This window comes from Candidatus Chloroploca sp. Khr17 (assembly GCF_004138165.1).
Classification (GTDB): Bacteria; Chloroflexota; Chloroflexia; order Chloroflexales; family Chloroflexaceae; genus Chloroploca.
This window is the reverse complement of the sequence record NZ_RYFF01000030.1, coordinates 24,586-42,394: the sequence shown is the minus strand read 5'-3', so window position 1 is coordinate 42,394 and position 17,809 is coordinate 24,586. Positions and strand designations below refer to the sequence as shown.

At 60.1% G+C, this 17,809-nt stretch carries 12 protein-coding genes; all 12 read right to left on the bottom strand.

Annotated elements, in window-relative coordinates; translation table 11 throughout:
• Nucleotides 1–39: 39 nt before the first annotated feature.
• The 12 genes from hemB to bchH all read right to left on the bottom strand — a co-directional run bounded on the left by hemB (nucleotide 40) and on the right by bchH (nucleotide 17,805).
• A complete protein-coding gene (hemB, locus tag EKD05_RS16645) occupies nucleotides 40–1,059 on the bottom strand; it encodes a porphobilinogen synthase (RefSeq protein ID WP_129674760.1) in 1,020 nt (339 codons plus the stop codon).
• A 254-nt stretch (nucleotides 1,060–1,313) separates the two neighbouring features.
• On the bottom strand, nucleotides 1,314–2,117 hold the full coding sequence (locus tag EKD05_RS16640) for a uroporphyrinogen-III synthase (protein ID WP_129674758.1): 804 nt from the start codon (nucleotides 2,115–2,117) through the stop codon (nucleotides 1,314–1,316).
• Between the two features lie 21 nt (nucleotides 2,118–2,138).
• Nucleotides 2,139–3,116: a hydroxymethylbilane synthase gene (gene hemC, locus EKD05_RS16635; protein ID WP_129674756.1), complete on the bottom strand. Its 978-nt coding sequence runs from the start codon at nucleotides 3,114–3,116 to the stop codon at nucleotides 2,139–2,141.
• A 26-nt stretch (nucleotides 3,117–3,142) separates the two neighbouring features.
• Nucleotides 3,143–4,459 carry a glutamyl-tRNA reductase gene (hemA, locus tag EKD05_RS16630; protein WP_129674754.1) on the bottom strand — a complete coding sequence of 439 codons (1,317 nt, stop codon included), beginning with the start codon at nucleotides 4,457–4,459 and terminating at the stop codon, nucleotides 3,143–3,145.
• 128 nt (nucleotides 4,460–4,587) lie between these two features.
• Nucleotides 4,588–5,943 (bottom strand): BCD family MFS transporter, encoded by a 1,356-nt coding sequence (locus EKD05_RS16625; RefSeq protein ID WP_129674752.1) that lies wholly within the window; start codon nucleotides 5,941–5,943, stop codon nucleotides 4,588–4,590.
• A 94-nt stretch (nucleotides 5,944–6,037) separates the two neighbouring features.
• The gene (locus EKD05_RS16620; protein WP_129674750.1) at nucleotides 6,038–7,336 is read right to left on the bottom strand and encodes a BCD family MFS transporter; all 1,299 of its coding nucleotides are present in this window, start codon (nucleotides 7,334–7,336) and stop codon (nucleotides 6,038–6,040) included.
• Between the two features lie 61 nt (nucleotides 7,337–7,397).
• On the bottom strand, nucleotides 7,398–8,810 hold the full coding sequence (hemG, locus tag EKD05_RS16615; RefSeq protein ID WP_129674748.1) for a protoporphyrinogen oxidase: 1,413 nt from the start codon (nucleotides 8,808–8,810) through the stop codon (nucleotides 7,398–7,400).
• A gap of 14 nt (nucleotides 8,811–8,824) precedes the next feature.
• Nucleotides 8,825–9,787: an ABC transporter permease gene (locus EKD05_RS16610; RefSeq protein ID WP_240695822.1), complete on the bottom strand. Its 963-nt coding sequence runs from the start codon at nucleotides 9,785–9,787 to the stop codon at nucleotides 8,825–8,827.
• Between the two features lie 2 nt (nucleotides 9,788–9,789).
• The gene (locus EKD05_RS16605; protein WP_129674746.1) at nucleotides 9,790–10,719 is read right to left on the bottom strand and encodes an ABC transporter permease; all 930 of its coding nucleotides are present in this window, start codon (nucleotides 10,717–10,719) and stop codon (nucleotides 9,790–9,792) included.
• A gap of 13 nt (nucleotides 10,720–10,732) precedes the next feature.
• A complete protein-coding gene (locus EKD05_RS16600) occupies nucleotides 10,733–12,430 on the bottom strand; it encodes an ABC transporter substrate-binding protein (RefSeq protein ID WP_129674744.1) in 1,698 nt (565 codons plus the stop codon).
• 158 nt (nucleotides 12,431–12,588) lie between these two features.
• Nucleotides 12,589–13,947 (bottom strand): oxygen-independent coproporphyrinogen III oxidase, encoded by a 1,359-nt coding sequence (hemN, locus tag EKD05_RS16595; protein WP_129674742.1) that lies wholly within the window; start codon nucleotides 13,945–13,947, stop codon nucleotides 12,589–12,591.
• Between the two features lie 24 nt (nucleotides 13,948–13,971).
• Complete coding sequence (bchH, locus tag EKD05_RS16590; protein WP_129674740.1) at nucleotides 13,972–17,805, bottom strand: magnesium chelatase subunit H; 3,834 nt, start codon at nucleotides 17,803–17,805, stop codon at nucleotides 13,972–13,974.
• Nucleotides 17,806–17,809: the final 4 nt, after the last annotated feature.

Below are 17,809 nucleotides of genomic sequence, written 5' to 3'. Positions count from 1 at the left end.
AAGCTGGCTGTTTTCGCCAGTGAAAGCAAAAACGAAAGATTAGCCCCCGGCACGGAGCCATCCAACGGCATCTTTTGCCCAGTAGGTGATGATCATATCGGCCCCGGCGCGTGCAATCGAGGTAAGGCTCTCCATGGCGACACGGCGCTCGTCGATCCAGCCACGCTCGGCGGCGGCTTTGACCATGCTGTATTCACCGCTCACCTGGTAGGCCGCCAGCGGTAGATCAAAGTTGTCGCGGACCTTGCTGATAATATCGAGGTAGGCGAGGGCCGGTTTGACCATCAGCATATCGGCCCCTTCCTCGACATCAAGGCGGACTTCGCGCATGGCCTCGCGAGCATTGCCCGGATCCATCTGGTACTGGCTGCGATCCCCAAAGCCAGGAGGACTCTCGGCGGCGTCACGGAAGGGACCGTAGAAGCCCGAGGCATATTTGGCAGCGTAGCTCATGATCGCTGTATTGATCAGGCCGGCCTCGTCAAGTGACGTACGGATCGTACGGATCATGCCGTCGATCATGCCCGAGGGGGCGATGACATCAGCCCCGGCCTGCGCATGAACAACCGACGCCTTGGCGAGAAGTTCAAGCGTTGCATCGTTGAGCAGATAACCTTCGCTCTCGTGCTCATCATACCCAGGCATACCGGGCTGGTTAATGAGACCACAATGGCCGTGGTCGGTATATTCGCAGCAGCACATATCCGAAATCACGATCAACTGCGGCACGGCTTGCTTGATGGCATAGGCTGCCTGTGGGACAATGCCCTCGGGATCAAAATTTTCACTGCCACATGCATCTTTGTGGTTGGGAATGCCAAAGAGCAAAACTGCCGGCAAACCAAGCTCAGCCAACTCCTCGGCTTCACGCACCGCACGATCAACCGACAGTTGCGCGTGCCCGGGCATCGAACCAATCGAGCGACTCACGCCCGTCCCATGACGAATAAAGAGCGGCGCGATCAACTGATCAACCCGGACAGTCGTCTCACGCACCATCCGGCGCAGGGCGTCTGTCCGCCGTAAGCGGCGCGGGCGAATGTGGGGATATCCAGCCATGCGGTGAACCTTTCTTTTAGCAGAGCGGTCGCCCTACGACTCGTTTCTTTGCTGGCACGCTGAGGAGGCGGGCTTCCTCCTCCGACGCCGCAGGCAGACATACGCGGGGCGCACAACACGCGATGAAAACGGGCCTGGGTACGCGAACCTCCGGTTCGCATGCGGGTCGGAGGCCCGCGCACCCAGCTTATTTTCACCGCAGAGGCGGACATCTCCCACCCCCATCGGAAGAAGCAGGGGGAGGGAGAACAATCTCAACAGCAAGCAGGCTGCTGGCCCTTCAAGGCAAGCAACGCCGCGATCAAACCCTCTTCGGTATATGGGTCAGCGACGGCGGCGGGGATGAGGGTCAATTCACGGCAGACAGCGGCGGTCGCCGGGCCAATGCAGATGATCTTCGTATGCCGAGCTGCGTCAAGGCCATGCACGCCGATCTGTTCGACAAAATAGCGTGCCGTCGAGCCACTGGTAAAAAGAATGACCTCCAGCTCGCCTGCAGCAAGCAGGGCCGCCAGTTCCTCGCCACCAGGGGCCGGGATAGTGCGGTAGGCAATCACCCGGTCAACGCTTGCCCCGGCAGCCCGGAGCCGTTCTTCGAGCACCGGGCGCGACAGGTCGGCGTTGGGTAAGAGGACGTGGCGTCCGGCAAGTTCCCCCATCACCCCGGCCAATTCTTCACCAAGAAAGCGCTCGGGCATAGCAGCGGGGGTCACCCCCAATAACCGTTGACACGCATCGGCAGTCGCTGGGCCAACGGCCCCGATCTGCAACAGTGGCTGCGCACGCAGTTGATCCACCTGATCACCCAGACCACGGGCAACCACCTCGACCGCAGTCACGCTCGTCAAGAGCAACCAGTGATAGGTGCCTGCCGCCAAGCGACTCAGCGTTTCGACGAGCATGGTTGGCTCGGCGGGAGGGCCATAGGCGATGGTTGGACGCACCACGGGGATGGCGCCCAGGTTGCGCAGACGTTGAACCAGGCCATCCGAGCGTTCTGCCGCCCGCGTCACCAGCACACGCACCCCATCCAGGGGCATCGGTTGTGCAACGCTCATCGTTGACGTCCCTTCTTCCCGCTAGCCACCGACGACCTGCTGCAAAATTGCCGCCGCCCCTTGTGCCAGCAGGTCATCAGCCAGTGCCAGTCCAAGCGTTGCGGCCTCGTCAGGCGACCCATAGCATACGCCTTGCACAACGGTGGTGCCATCAATCGAACCAACGAGACCACGCATATACAAGGTTCCATCGGCCTCACGTTCAGCATAGGCAGCCATCGGCACCTGGCAACCGCCCTCGAGCCGACGCAAGAAGGCGCGTTCAGCCAGCGCCGTCGCCCGGGTGACGGCATGATCAAGGGGCGCAAGCAGATCGAGGGTCACGTGATCATCGGCGCGGCACTCGATGGCCAGCGTCCCCTGGGCTACGGCAGGCAGCATCATCTCGGCAGGGATCGGGTAAGCGACAAACGCCACACCATCGCTCTCGAGCGAACCATCTGGTTCGAGTAGGCCAAGACGAGCCAGACCAGCCGCCGCAAGGATCAACGCATCATACTGACCCTCGGCCAATTTGCGCAGGCGCGTATCAACATTGCCGCGCACATCGCGCAGATCAAGATCAGGCCGGATCGCCCGCAACTGGCAGGCACGCCGCAGCGAACTCGTCCCGACCACAGCGCCCCGCGCCAACCCGAGCACCCCATCAAGCGAGCCCTGCCCCCGGTCAGGCACCACCAGCACATCAAGTGGCGACACCCGCTCGGGGAAAGCAGCCAGGGTCAACCCATCAGGAACCAGGGAAGGCAGATCTTTGCAACTATGCACACAGAGATCCACCTCGTGATCGAGCAGGGCCTGCTCGAGTTCTTTCACAAAGAGACCCTTATCGCCAACCGCCGAGAGGGCCACATCGAGCACCCGATCGCCTTTGGTCGAAATCACCTTCAACTCGATCACCAGACCGGGGTGCAACATCCGAAGCGTTGCTGCCATCATTTCTGACTGCGCCAGAGCGAGTCGTGAACCACGCGTGCCAAGAATAAGCGGACGTTCCATACGCATTCTGTCCTTGCCAGATGGTGTTACATCGTCTCAAGATTAAAGAGTTCCGTCACCATTGCGGCATAACGCTGCCCATCACCGTGCGCCGCAGCATCACGAAGGCAACGGGTGGGTGGATGCAACAACTTGTTCACCAGGCTGCGCGTCAGGCCCTCGACCACCGTGCGCTGCTCGGGCGAGAGATCACGCAGGCGACGCAGGGCGCGATCAAGCTCGGCATTGCGCACCGTCTCGGCCCGTTCGCGCAGGCGCGTCAAAGCTGGCACGGCATCCTGGGTTTGACACCAAGCTTGAAACGCCGCCACCTCGGCCGTCGCAATCGCCTCGGCCGTGCTGACAGCCCCGGCGCGATGCCCCAGCGTCGCCCGTACCACCTCTTGCAGATCATCAACCGTGCAGAGATGGACACCAGGCACAGAGGCGACATCACCGGCAATATCACGTGGGACAGCCAGGTCAATCAGGAGCATGCAGGGCTGTTCGCGCGGGCCCGACACACCAACGGCTCGCGCCTGCGTCTTGGTCGTCATCGCATTCACAACGTGCTCACGATAGATGATCGGCACAGGTGCTGCCGTCGAACTGATCACGATATCAGCCAGCGACAGTGCCTCGGGCAGATCATCGAACCCCATCGCCATCGCGTTGTACTGCCGGGCCAGTTGCTGGGCGCGCGCTGACGTACGGTTCACGATAATGAGCGATTCGGCGCCATTGGCGAGCAGATTCTGGGCAGCCAGTTCACTCACCTCACCGCCACCGACAAGCAAAACCCGACATCCGGCCAGATTGCCCAGACGATGGCGCACGAGTTCAACCCCCGCCTGCGACACACTGGCCGCCCCCTGCCCGAGGGCCGTCTCGCTACGGACACGCTTGCCAGACGTCAACGCATGTTGGAAGAGCCGGTGCAGAATCGGCCCAATGCTCCCCGCTGACTGAGCGGCTTCAAACGCCGTTCGTACCTGACCCTGGATCTGCGCCTCACCCAGCACGAGTGAACGCAACCCAGACGCCGTCGCACAGAGATGGCGCGCAACACTTTCGCCACTGAAAAAGAAGAGCGCCTGGGCAAATTGCTCTTCTTCCAGGCCGTGAAAATCGGCCAGGAAGCGCACAAGACTCTGTGCTGTCGTTGCGCCGTGCGTAACGCCATAGATCTCAACCCGATTACAAGTCGAGAGTATCACCGCTTCAGAGAGCAGTGCGGGACAATCATCGTGAGCGGTTGTCAATTGCATCAGTGCCGCCGGAATGTCCGTCGTGCTAAAGGCCAGCCGTTCGCGAATCTCCACCGGTGCCGTTGTATGATCGAGCCCAGCAAGGAGAAGCTTCATACCTGAGATCCTCAGTATTTCTTAATAAATCTACGCAAATCTAGGCACACAAGAAACACAGAACGTACTGGAGAGTCGATCACTCTCTTGTGGTACGTGCGCTTCTCGCTGTGCGTATACAGGTTTGTTTATCCGTCAGCCATCGCGAGCGCTGGTTCGTGTATCGAGACACGTCCAGCGGCGAAACCAGGGGCATCGACCCGTGCCAGGATGCCGATACAGACCACAAAACCAACTGCTGACAGCAAAAAGACCGAGCCATAGGCAAGATGGGGCCCGCGGGTGATCAGATTGGCAAGGTCAAAGACAATGCCACCAAGCGCCATGCCAACCCCACGGAACACAAGTTGCGCCACCGTCCATAACCCCAGGTAGGCTCCGGCATGTTTATCTGACGTCATTGCCATCAACAGACCAATCGCCCCGACGGTATAGACACCAAACCCGACCCCAAAGAGCAGGATCGCTGGGATGAGCAACGCTTCAAGCTGAAAGACGGCAACCAGGCCAAGCAAGGCCATCGGGACAGCACTGAGCATCAACCCGATCCGGGCCGTCGAGGTCTGCTCGTGCGGTGCGCGTTTACGGGTCAAGACCGTGGTGACAATCATGCTGATCAGCACCCCAACGCCCCAGAAGGCATTAAAGCGGGTTGTTTCACCAACATCCATACCAAAGACATCACCGCCAAAAGGTTCAAGCAGGGCATCTTGGGCAAAGGCACTGATCGAACCGAGGGCGAGCAGCAAAAAGAAAGCCCGCGCCCGCGGATCAGCCCAGATCTCACGCAGCAAGACGAGGAAAGAGGGCGCAGGTTCTGCCGCAGCGCCCTCGGACGTCGCCTCAGTCGTCGGGAGCACCCGGCGATCTTCACCGGCCACCGAGAAGAACCAGAAGGGCAAGGCCAGACCCGCCCCGATCAAGACGGTACGGAAGAAGGCTTCAGGGCTATACGAACGCAGCATCACCCCATAAATGCCAGGCACCACGGCCATCGCGACAAGCAGCATAATCTGGGCAATGCTGAGAGCCTGACCGCGTTTGCTTGGCGGTGTACGATCGCGGATCAGCGCCATAAAGGGGCTTCCCGAAAGCAGCGTTCCAATCCCGTAGATAAAGAACATAAGAGCAGCCACTGCCCATCCCGCAACCGAAGAAGAGTTTTCAGCCAAAAGCACAACCGAAAAGGGCAAGAGCAGGAGACTAAGCGCCATCAAGAGTCTGCCCCCCCAGATATACGGCAGGCGGTGGCGACCAAAGATTGGTTTGGTATCGGAGCGATTGCCTGCCCAGATGCTCAGGGGGGCCAGCAGGTAACGCAAGGCCGAAAGCAGTGCCACCGGTGTCGCGACGATGCCAAGATCACTGATGAGAATACGGTTCCAGACTGCCGAGGTAAGCATATCGGCAAAGGCCGACCCGATGTGAAACGAGCCAATCTTGAACGTCCGCAGCACATTCAGCTTTTCGGAATTGGGATCCATGCCATCCTCCAAACCTTAGACACCAGTCAAGCCAATCAACCGACCTCTGCGCCCCTGCGCCTCTGCGTTAAAAAAACCCTGCGCCTCTACCTACTCACGCATCGCCGGCCACAGCAATCAGCGTCGTGATCTTCTGCTGTTCGCTACGGAACGCCGACACATCAATCCGTCGGAGCAAGAGCAGCGCCGCACAGAGCATCAGCGCCTCCAGGGTAAAGACCGTAACATACGCGCCAACCGCACTACCGAGAGTGGCGCTCATGACATCACGCACTGCCCCGGCCATCACATTGCCGACGCCTCGTGCAGCGGCATCGGCCATGCCCCAAGCGCCAATGAAGAGACCAACATTCGCCGGGGTGGTCATATCGAGCATCAAGGCCAGATTGGTCGTCGTCGCAATGCCCGTCCCCAGACCAAGCACGACGATGCCGGCAATGAACAAGGGTTGTATATGCAACAGACCACTGGAAGCGATCAGGATAAAACCACTGGCCGCCACAGCCGCCCCGATCGTCGCCGCCGTCTTTTTGGCCAGAAAGCGGCTCAACAAGAGCCCTTGCAGCAACAGTGAGAAGAGCGTCGCACTCCCCCAGATCGCCGTGAGCTGCGTCGTCTCACGCACACTCATGCCAAACGCCTGCGCCCCAAACGGCTCAAGCAAAACATCCTGACCAAGGATGGCGGCGAGCAACAGCATCAGATAGACAAAAAAGACCTGAGCCTGGGGATTGCTCACCACGGCGCCGACCGCTTCGCGCACACTATGTCGCGCCTGTTCATCAACCACCGCATTGCGCGGCTCAAGGCCAATCAGGCCGATTGCACTCAACACAAACGCCACCAAGCCACATGCCATAAAGACACGAACCAGCGCCTCAGAGCTATAGTTTTCCAGCGCACGTCCGGTGATCGTCGCCGTCAAAATGACCGCGGTGATCATCATAAACCACATGACCGCAATCGTACGCGAGCGATCGTTTTCGCCCGACATATCGCTAGCAAGGGAAAGGTATGAGACCACCGAAAGGTTATAACCCACCCCCCAGAGCGCAAAGGCAAGAATCGAGAAGGCCAGGCCAGGCCAAAAGGTTGCATCCATTGTGAGCGCAGCCATCGGGGTCAGCACCGAGCCGGTAATGCAGAGCAACAGGCCCAACGCAATATAGGGCGTACGCCGATAGCCAAAAAGAGGATGGTGATCAGAATATTGGCCGAGAAAGGGCTGCAACGGTGACATCAGGTTAGGCAAAACAATCAGGCCCGCGACCAGGGTTGCCATCAACTGCATCTCGTGGATCATAATCCGGTTGAGGATGCCGGTAATCGGCACGAGACAGACAGCCACAGCCATATGGAGCAACCCCAGGCGAAAGTTCTTGACGATGTTCATACACTTCTCCCTGCGATCCTTATCCTTGCCTCATCGTAGGCCATACGAGAGCCTTCAGTGCTTATTTCTCTACCGCCACATGGGCGGGCTGAGCGTGCAACGCTGCGGCGACCCGTTCGCCCATCGTGGCCCCGTTCTTCCAGCATTTCGGCACCCCAACCCCACCCCGATAGTTGCCAACAAAGAAGAGTCCTGGCAAGCGTTGCTCAGTCGCTTCGAGGGCAGCAATGCGCTCGGTATGCCCAAAAGTGTACTGCGGCAGCGCGTGCGGCCAACGTGCGACGTTACTCATCGCGGGGAGACCGGTGATGCCCAGCACAGCGGCATTCTCGGCGGCAATCGTCTTGACCAGACTGGCATCGTCCAGTTCGGTCAGATCAGGCCGCAACGAGCCACCAACCAGCGTTGTCGTCAAGACCTTGCCCTTGGGGGCGCGTCCACGGAAGAGCGTGGAGGACCAGAGGATGCCGAGGAAATTGCGCTGCTCACACGAGGGAGCCAGGACGCCAAAGCCGTCCAACGGGTGAGCGACCTGGTCTCGCCGATAGCCAAGATGGACCACATTGACGGGGGCATACGGAATTTCGCGCAGCGCCGCCGCCGCCGAGTTCGCAATGGCGTCAATCAGGTCAGCGGCAGCAAAGGCCGGGATAGCCAGCACCACCGCCCGCGCCACGACCGGCTCGGTACGCCCATCGCGCTCGACCACCAGCCGCCAGTTTGCCCCTTCCTGGAAGAGATCGGTTGCTCTGGCTGAAGACCAGACTCGGTTTGGCCCAAGCGTCCGCGCAATTGCCTTGGGCCAATCGGCGATCCCGCCGGGGAAGCCAAAAAGCACACTGCGCATCTTCGGGTCTTTGGGGGTACCCTTGGCTGGTCGCTGGCGTCCTTTCAGCATGCCACGCACAATGCTGCCGCCACGCTGTTCGGCCTCCCAGAGCGAAGGGAAAGCCGCCTTGACCGACATCTTGCGCGGATCACCCGAATAGACGCCCGAAACAAACGGATCAATCAGACGTTCGGTCGGTTCAGGGCCAAGCCGACGGGTAAAGAAATCAGCGACACTCTCATCGGGAGCACCACTGCGCGGGACAAACGGCTCGCGAACAAAACGCAGCTTAGCCGCCGTCGAGAGCAGCGGGGTCTTGATGAGCGCGGGGGGCGAGGAGGGGATAATGGCCGGCTTGCCATCAAGCAGAATATAGCGCTTGGTACCACTGCGATCAGCCGCGATCAGCGAATCAAGCAGCCCCAGATCAGCAAACTCAGCCCACAGACGGGCATCTTTGGTGGTTACCGTATTGGGGCCGCAATCGAGCACATAGCCATCACGAGTCGTCATGCTCTGCATCGAGCCGCCAACCTCAGCATGCGCCTCAATGACCAGCACCTCAAAGCCGCGCTTATAGAGCGTATACGCTGCACTCAAACCACTGATTCCACCGCCAACAATGACCGCATCATACGTATGCATCTTGCTACTCCACCCTAAGATCGACCTTCATCTTCATCCGCCCCGGCGTGCGTCCGATATTCCTGCGCCATTTCGGGAGCAAGTAGATCCCGCAAGCCATCGCCCAGCAGATTGAACCCCATCACACTAGCCGTAATTGCCATCCCCGGAAAGAAAGCGACCCACCAGGCCCGATCCATGCTATCCCGCCCCGAGGCCAATAACGCCCCCCATTCGGGGGTTGGTGGCTGCGCCCCAAGGCCAATAAAGCTCAACGCGCCTCCCGCCAGAATGACCGTCCCCAGGCGCAGGGTAATGAGCACAACCAGGGGCGAGGTAAGATTGGGCAAGATGTGACGCAGCAAAATACGCCCATCACCAAGCCCCAGCGTACGGGCCGCCTCGACATAGAGCATCTCACGCGCCGAGAGGGTACCATTCCGTACCATACGATAGTACCCAGGGATACCAACAAGCCCCAGCGCAATGACAGTCGTCTGCAACGAAGGCCCGAGCAGAGCCACAAAGACAATCGCCAGCAGCAGGCCCGGCAAGGCCAACCAGGCATCCATCATCCGCGAGAGGATCTGATCAAGCGTGCCGCAATAGTACCCAGCCAGCAAACCAAGGATGATCCCTGCAAACGAACCGATCATCACTGCCGGCACCGCCATCTGCAAGGCCGTCCGCGCACCATAGACAACCCGACTAAAAAGATCTCGTCCGAGGCCATCCGTGCCAAACGGATGCGCCAGACCGGGCGGCTGAAAGCGGCTCGCCGGAGCGATCGCATCAGGGGATGCCACCGCAAGGAGCGGCGCAAAAAGCGCCGTTAGCAGGAGTGTCCCAATCAAGAGGCCCCCAACCGTCAGGTTCAACCGTTGCAGTGCCCACATCAGACCACGCCGCTGCCGGGTGCGCACACGGCGCAACCCCCGCCCTAACGAGGCTTGCGCCTGCTCACCCTGATGAAGGCCTGGCTCGATTCGCACTGTCATCGTCAGACTGCCTCGTGCCCGATGCGTGGGTCAAGCAACGCATGGACAACATCTACCAGCACATTCAGGAACACAACGATCACCGCAATCAACAGCACCGACCCAAGCACCACCGGCAAATCACGGTCAAAGACCGCCTGCACGAGCAACCGCCCCAACCCAGGCCACCCAAAGATCGTCTCGATCACAAAGGCCCCGCCGAGCATTTGCCCAAGGTAAAGCCCGATCAGCGTAATGACTGGCATCAGGCTATTGGGCAAGAGATGCCGCCCCCAGACCGTAACTGGCCCGAGCCCCTTGGCGCGAGCGGTACGCACATAATCGGCACCCTTCACATCAAGCAGACTAGCCCGCACCAGCCGTGCCACCACCGCCGCCGCTGGCAAGGCCAGCGCGATCGTCGGCAAAATAAGATGCTGTGGTGTGCCTGCACCAAGCACAGGTAACCAGCGCAAATGCAGGCCAAAGACCAGGATCATCAACAGGGCAATCCAGAAGGTCGGCAGCGCCTGCCCCAGCGTCATAAAACCCATCACCAGCAGATCAAACCAACCCCGCGGGCGCGCCGCAGCGACGGCACCAGCCAGTCCACCAACGGCAACGGCGACACTCATCGCCGTCACCGCAAGCACAAACGTGTACTTGAACCGCTCGGCTACCAGTGTGCCCACCGGACGCCCCGAGATCACCGAATGCCCCAGATCACCATCAAAGACGGCCGCCGTCAGAAAATTGCTGTACCGTACCAGCAACGGCAGATCCAACCCCATACTGCTGCGGATCGCCGCCATCTGCTCGGCACTGGCGGTTTCACCCACCAGCGTATCGGCCGCATCACCAGGGGCCAGTTCCAGCATCACAAAGGTGAAGAAACTGACCGCCAGCAAGACTGCCAACGCACCAAGCAGACGACGGACGAGAAAACGCAGCATAAGCGCAATCCTCTTACTCTTCTACCGTGGCATCGTTCAACAACACCCGTCCCATCGCCGACAGCACCACATTGTTGACCCGTCCATGCACAGCTAGCATATCGACTGGCGTATAGAGTGGCTGCCACGGGGCATCGGCCATAATCAGCCGTTGCGCTTCAACATAGATCTGGGCGCGTGCCGCCGGATCAAGCTCACGACTGGCGGCATCAAGCAGCGCATCAACCTCGGGGTTGCTATAGGCCACCCGATTCGTGCTCCCAATCCGGCTCGAACTGAGGTTGATATTCAACACATCCGGGTCATTCCAGTCGTAGCGCCAGAGCAACAGGTCATACTGACCCTCGACGGCCTGGCGGCCCGCCGCCGGTGCGTCAAGTTGCTGAATCTCGACCGGAATGCCAACGTCCTGAAGTTGAGCCTGAATAACCGTCGCAATATCCTGGTTTGGTGCGCGCGTAAAGGTGAGCAACGTCAACGCCAGCGGCGTCCCATCTTTGCTCCAGGAACCGTCACTCTCCTGCACAAAGCCAGCCTCAGTCAAGAGCGTTGCGGTCGCCTCGGGGTCATAGGCCAGTTCACCACTCTGCAAACTCGGGTCAAAACCGGGTAGCGTTACCGCCATCGGCGCAAAGGCAGGCGTACCTTCGCCACCGGCAGCAGCCTGGACAATAACGTCTTTATCGATCGCGTGCGCAACGGCCTGACGCACCAGCAGGTCGTCAAAAGGCGCTCGCACCATGTTAAAGCCCATATAGGTCAAGCTGTTGAGCGTCAGGGGGAGCAGATTGATCGTGGTATCCTGACGAAGCCGAGCAATCTGATCGGGCAAATTGAGGAAGATCAGGTCAACCTCACCTGCCTGGAGGGCAGTCAACTGGGTCGAGGCATCAGGGACAACTTTGAAGATGGCACCGTCGAGGTAGGGAGCGCCCTCATTCGTCACCATTGGGGGAGCCCACGCATAATCCTCGTTGCGTTCAAGAGTAATCGCGATGCCCTGGTTCCACTCTTTCAGCTTGAAGGGACCACTGCCAACGGGCTGCTGCGCAAAGCCTTCGCCGAGCGCCTCGACCGCCGTGGGGCTGACGATGCTGGCATACGGCGAGGTAATCGTCGCAAAAAAGACCGCCGAGGGTTCGCTAAAATCAAAGCGCACCGTCCGTGCATCAACCGCTTCAATCGCTGCGACGCTCTGCAGGCTAGCCGCCATTGGCGAGGTACTATCAGGGGCACGCAGGCGCTCGAAGCTGTAGACCACCGCCGCAGCATCCAGCGGCGTCCCGTCGTGGAAGGTAATGCCTTCGCGTAGCGTAAAGACGATGCTCAAAGCATCTTCACTGACTTCCCAACTCTCCGCGAGCAACGGCTGGGTTGTGTTCGTCACATCAGCCGCGACCAGCGTATCAAAGAGGTAGGGCAAAACAACATTCTGACCAGAACCCTGTGCACCTGCTGGATCGAGCCCGGTTGGCTCGGTCGTCAACGCACGGGTGACAAACCCACCACGCACTGGCCCAGTTGGTTGCACCTGGGGCTCTTGCGTGGGCACTTCGGTCGGCGCAATGGTAGCCTCGGGGACGGTTGTGGCCGGCTGTTCAGCCACAGGAGCATCTGTCGGGGCCGCAGTCGGGGCGGCCACCGGGGCACTGCCACAGGCGACCAGCACCAGCAAAACAACGAGCGATAACACCACACGAAACGTTCGCATAACTCTCTCCACACTAGACACCTATCCGTGACATCTTGCGGGAAGGTCAGGGCACCTGAACGCTACGTCCAACCAACCTTCCCCGAAGATGCCTGATCTGCATGTGGTTGGAAGCGCAAGCGGCCTGCCCCTTGCAGCAAGGGGCAGGCCGAGCAAGGTTACACCGTCTTGGAGAAGATCGGACGACCAGCCGTCTGCGACAGATGGGCATCCAGTTCCATGCAGAGATTGCGAACAAAATACCGCCCGAGCGGGGTCACGACAAGCCGATCAGGATGGACAATGACCAGGCCTTCATCAGCGTACCGGGCCACCCGCAAGAAGGATGCGTGCATGGCGTCATCAGCCGCCATCGCAAAAGGCAATTCGAGGTTGCACATCAGATGGGTGATCGCCGCTCGCCGCCGCTGATCATCTTCGGTGAGCTTCATACCCCGGACAACCGGCAATTTGCCCGCATCAAGACTCTTCTGATAGCGCCCCAGACCGACATCATTTTGCACATAGTAGCCAGCCATATCACCGATCGAACTGACCCCAAAGGCCACCATGTGCATCGCCGGGCGGGTGGTATAGCCCATAAAATTGCGGTGCAGCCTGAGTTCACGGGCGGCCACGGCCATTTCATCAGCCTCAAGTGCAAAATGATCCATCCCGACCCAATCGTAGCCCGCATCAGTCAGGCGCTCGATCGCCATCTGGAAGAGCCCAAACTTGGCGTAGGGTTCGGGCAGGCCATTGGTATCAACCTGCTTCTGATTAGAGCGCGATTGGGGCAAGTGCGCATAGCTAAAGCAGGCTAACCGGTCAGGCCGCAACCCGATAATGGCATCAAGCGTCCGTCCAAAGACCGTAGCCGTCTGATAAGGCAGGCCATAGACGAGATCAACGTTGACACTCGCAAAGCCAAGTTCACGACAGGCTTCATAGAGGCCCTCGGTCTGGCTGAAAGGCTGAATCCGCCCAATCGCAACCTGTACCTGCGCGTCAATATCCTGCACACCGAGGCTCACCCGATTGAAGCCAAGCTCACGGTAGAGTTCAACCTGGGCGCGGCTACCGATCCGGGGATCCATCTCAAGCGAAACTTCGCCATTGCGGTCAATAAGAAAGGCCTCGTCAAGCATCGCCATCAAGCGCCGCGTCTGGGCTTCGTTCAGAAAATTCGGGGTGCCACCACCCCAGTGCAACTGCACCACCTGGCGTCGCCCACCAAGTTGGGGCGCCACCAGCGCAAGCTCGCGCTCGACACGATCAAGATAGGCATCGACCACATGGGGGTGGCGGGTCACGGTTGCGTTGCAGCCACAGTAAGCACAGCGCTCGGCACAGAAAGGCAAGTGAACATAGACCGATAGTCCATCATCAGGCTGGGTTGCAACCGCAGCCAGCGCCTCACGATAGTCAGCCTCACCAAAAGTCTGATCCCAGACAGGTACCGTTGGGTAACTGGTGTAGCGGGGGCCGGGCTTATTGTAGTGATCGATCTGTTCGGGCGTCACGCGCACACGGTTCATCACAAACTCCTCATCTTATGCCACTTATGCCTGCGCTACTCCGATACCCTCTAGCTGGTCTTCCAGATCCTCATAGAGCGTGCGCAGCCGCTCGATGGTTGCTTCATCCGCATCCCAGAAACCGCGGCCATTGGCTTCAAGGAGACGGCGAACCATGCCAGCCGCAGCGTGCGGGTTCAACTTCGCCAGGCGCTCGCGCATCTCGTCGTCGAGTGCGTACGTCTCGGCAACCCCCTGGTAGACCCAGCCCTCCACCGCATTGGTCGTCGCACTCCAGCCATAGGTATTGTTCAGGCGCGCCTCGATTTCGCGGGCACCTTCGTAGCCATGGGCCAGCATTGCTTCGTACCACTTCGGATTGAGCAACTTGGCCCGCGTCTCCAAGCGTACCATCTGGTCTAGCGAGCCGACCCGGTTCGCCCCCGTGCTGACCGCGTCCGAGACAAGGATCGAGGGGCGCTCGCCACGCAGATGCTCAATGCTCTTGGTAACGCCGCCCAGGCTCTCGTAATAGGTGTCAATATCCGAGATACCCACCTCGAAGCTATCGACATTCTGGAAGGTAACCTGGACATTAGCGAGGGCTTTTTCGAGTAACGGGCGCGAGTCGTTCCATTCGCCACCTTTGCCCATCGTGAAACCCTTGCGACTGAGGAAGGTCTCGCTCAATTGCTCATCATCTTCCCACGAACCGCTCTCGACCATGTGGTTAATATGGGCACCATAGCTGCCAGGCGCATTGGCAAAGACGCGGATAGCGGCCTCTTCCAGAGGAAGGCCAAGTTCGGCAGCGGTTGCCAGCGCGTGGCGCCGCACCGCGTTGCCCTCGAGGGGCTCATCGGCACAGGCAGCCAGACGGGCCGCCTTGTCAATCAGGCGCATCTGATGCCCAAGGAGATCGCGGAAGATGCCGCTCACCGTCACGACCACGTCAACGCGGGGGCGACCCAGTTCAATGAGCGGAATGAGGGTGACATCCGAAATGTTGCCGAGTTCGTCAGGCACCGGGCGTGCACCCATCAGGGCCAGCACCTGCGCCACGCCTTCGCAGTCACTCTTGAGATTGTCACTCCCCCAGAGCACCACCGCCACACTTTCGGGCGGGGCACCAGCATCAGCAACGGCACGAGCCAGCAACTCATTGGTCAGGCGCTCGGCCTTCTCGACCGCCTGGGCTGTTGGCGCACGCGATGGATCGAGGCTATAGACATTGCGCCCCGTTGGCACCACCGACGGATCGCGCACAATATCGTTGCTCGGCGATGGCGTCACAAAGCCACCCTCGAGCCCGTGCAACAAACCGGCGAGTTCATTATCGCTACTGAGGCGATTGAGGAGATCGCCAAGGAAATCAGCGAGCGGATCAAGATCGCGATGATGAAGACCGGGCACGTGAAACGGCCCCCCCTCGACAAACCGACGGATCGCGTCCTTGCCAAGTCCTTCGATCCGCTGCCAGTCAGTCTGTGCCTCAAGATCGGTTGCGAGGCGTTCGCGGAGGGCAGCATATTCCAGGCCGAGGCTGCGTGCGATCAACGCTGGGAAGGTCACGAGCGCACCCCGCAACGGGAACTGATGGAAGGTGGCGGTCAGACTCAGCAGATCAACCATCTCCACTGGTTCGGGGGGTTGCCCAAAGACGTGCAGGCCAGCAGGGATCATGCGCTCTTCGATCTGCAGCAACTCGTGGCTCAACGCGGCCAGGTAGGTATCTGGCGCAACCTCAAGCGTCGCGTGCGCCTCACCAACACCGTGCTGCAAGGTCGCCTTGGCCTGCTGCATGCCCAGTTTAGCGGCCTGCTCACGGATCACGTCGAGCATCCCGGGGTCGGGCCGCTGGCGATAGGCGTCGATACTATCCTTAAGTTGACGCAGCCCCTTGTAGAGACCGGCCTGCTGCAAGGGGGGCACCAGGTAACTGACGAGTGTAGCCGCACTGCGACGCTTGGCAATCGCGGCCTCACTCGGGTTATTGACGCTATAGAGGTAGAAGTTGGGCAGTTCGCCAATCAAGCGTGAAGGCCAATCATCAGCACCGAGGCCAACCTGCTTGCCGGGCATAAATTCGAGCGCCCCGTGGGTACCGATATGCACCACGGCATGCGCGTCAAACGTATGGCGCAACCAGGTATAAAAAGCGGCAAAAGCATGGTTGGGGGCCGCATCACGAGCCATCAGCATCCGCATCGGATCGCGCTCGTAGCCAAACGGCGGCTGCACCCCAATAAAGATATTGCCCAATTGCCGCCCGAGGATGCGGAAGCGGCGCCCATCGTTCAACAACTCACCCGGTGCCCGCCCCCAGCATGGCTCAATCTCGGTATAACTGGGGAAGAGGCGCATATAGTGTTCGACGGGGAAGGTCGCCGCCACATTGGCATCAGCCCCGTGCGCCAGCGCATTGCCGCCAACCACCAGATTGCGCAGGGCTTCGGCATCGTCAGGCACCTCCACCTGATAGCCTTCCTCCTTGAGCGCCTGCAGCAGCTTATGGAGACTACGGAAGACATCAAGGTAAGCAGCGGTGCCGAGGTTACCCAGGTTAGGGGGAAAGCTAAAGAGCACCAGAGCGAGTCGTTTGGCATGGTTAGGGGTACGGCGCAGCGCCAAACGGCGGGCAATCCGCCCGGCGAGCAACTCAACCTCAGCCGTCGCCGGGACAAAGCCATCACCAGCCGCGGTGGGCCCACCATAGACCAGCGGATCAGCGGCCCCTTCGAGTTCAGGCACCGCCACACTCAGTGCCGCTTGCACCGGTGACAGCCCGGCCCAGTCACTCCGCCAATCCTCCACCCGCTGAAAGGCAAGCGGCACCGGCGCAAGATAGCCAACATCGAGTGCGCCGAGCGCAGCGCGGGCATCGGCGGGACGGCTCTCGGCGGGGCCACCGACGAGGGCAAAACCACTCGCATTCACCAGGAGATCGACAGTCGCAGCGTGTCCATTGGTCGTAGGGGCAGCCTTTTTCGCTTTGCTATGGCCGTGGGCTTGAAAGAAGGTCGTGATGGCAGGCCGCATATCAAGGCCGGTCGCATAGGCCATCCGCGCCTCGATGCCACGGGCTTCAAGTGAACGTACCAGCGCATCGAGGTGGGCCGTATTGCCACTGAGCGCCACCGTACGCATCGCCAGAATCCCCACACTGCCCTGCTCACCAACCCGCTTATTGCCTCGCAGCGAACGCCGCCACTTCTGATACTCCTCAAGCGTCGCAAAGGGGGCCGGGGCATCAGGATGGATCAGCGCCTGGTCGGGGTAGGTCACAGGATCGAGCACGGGCAACTTACCCTTATAGCCTGGCACATACGCCTCGATCAAGAGACAGACGAGGCGATAGACATTCTCGGGCGAGCTATTCGTCCAGTACTGATGCGCAACAATATAAGTATAGAGATCACGCGCCTTGCCGGGAATGAGCTTGAGCACCTTGCTGAGATTGCGGAGCACCGCCAGTTGGCGACGAGCCTCGCCGGCCCCACCCTGAGGACGAAGCTTTTTGACCCACTGACGCAGCATGCCGCCCGACTCTTCGGCTTGGGGGGCAAGGCTAAACTTGCCGATGCGGGTCAGACGGATCAGCGCCGGATTGGACGTAATAACCAGCACCGGACACGACGCCGCGCCAAGCAAACGCTCGAGGGGGCGCACATACTCCTCACCAAAAAGGCGTGCCCCAAAGACCAACGCAGCCCCCTTGAGATCACGCTCAAGGCGCTGCCAACCCGACTCATCGCGAAGCGAAGCGGCGTCGTAACAGGCGGCATGCACCTCAACGCCGTGCTCGGCCTTGATCCGGGCAGCGGCAGCGTGCAGAGCCGCGGCGTGATTGCCATCAATGGTGAGAAAGATAATCCGCATGCGC

Coding starts and splice junctions, on each gene's coding strand:
- hemA (WP_129674754.1), bottom strand. CDS start 4,459: ATGAAGCTTCTCCTTGCTGGGCTCGATCATACAACGGCACCGGTGGAG.
- EKD05_RS16640 (WP_129674758.1), bottom strand. CDS start 2,117: ATGAGCGTTGCACAACCGATGCCCCTGGATGGGGTGCGTGTGCTGGTG.
- hemG (WP_129674748.1), bottom strand. CDS start 8,810: ATGCATACGTATGATGCGGTCATTGTTGGCGGTGGAATCAGTGGTTTG.
- bchH (WP_129674740.1), bottom strand. CDS start 17,805: ATGCGGATTATCTTTCTCACCATTGATGGCAATCACGCCGCGGCTCTG.
- EKD05_RS16620 (WP_129674750.1), bottom strand. CDS start 7,336: ATGAACATCGTCAAGAACTTTCGCCTGGGGTTGCTCCATATGGCTGTG.
- EKD05_RS16605 (WP_129674746.1), bottom strand. CDS start 10,719: ATGCTGCGTTTTCTCGTCCGTCGTCTGCTTGGTGCGTTGGCAGTCTTG.
- hemC (WP_129674756.1), bottom strand. CDS start 3,116: ATGGAACGTCCGCTTATTCTTGGCACGCGTGGTTCACGACTCGCTCTG.
- hemB (WP_129674760.1), bottom strand. CDS start 1,059: ATGGCTGGATATCCCCACATTCGCCCGCGCCGCTTACGGCGGACAGAC.
- EKD05_RS16610 (WP_240695822.1), bottom strand. CDS start 9,787: ATGACAGTGCGAATCGAGCCAGGCCTTCATCAGGGTGAGCAGGCGCAA.
- hemN (WP_129674742.1), bottom strand. CDS start 13,947: ATGAACCGTGTGCGCGTGACGCCCGAACAGATCGATCACTACAATAAG.
- EKD05_RS16600 (WP_129674744.1), bottom strand. CDS start 12,430: ATGCGAACGTTTCGTGTGGTGTTATCGCTCGTTGTTTTGCTGGTGCTG.
- EKD05_RS16625 (WP_129674752.1), bottom strand. CDS start 5,943: ATGGATCCCAATTCCGAAAAGCTGAATGTGCTGCGGACGTTCAAGATT.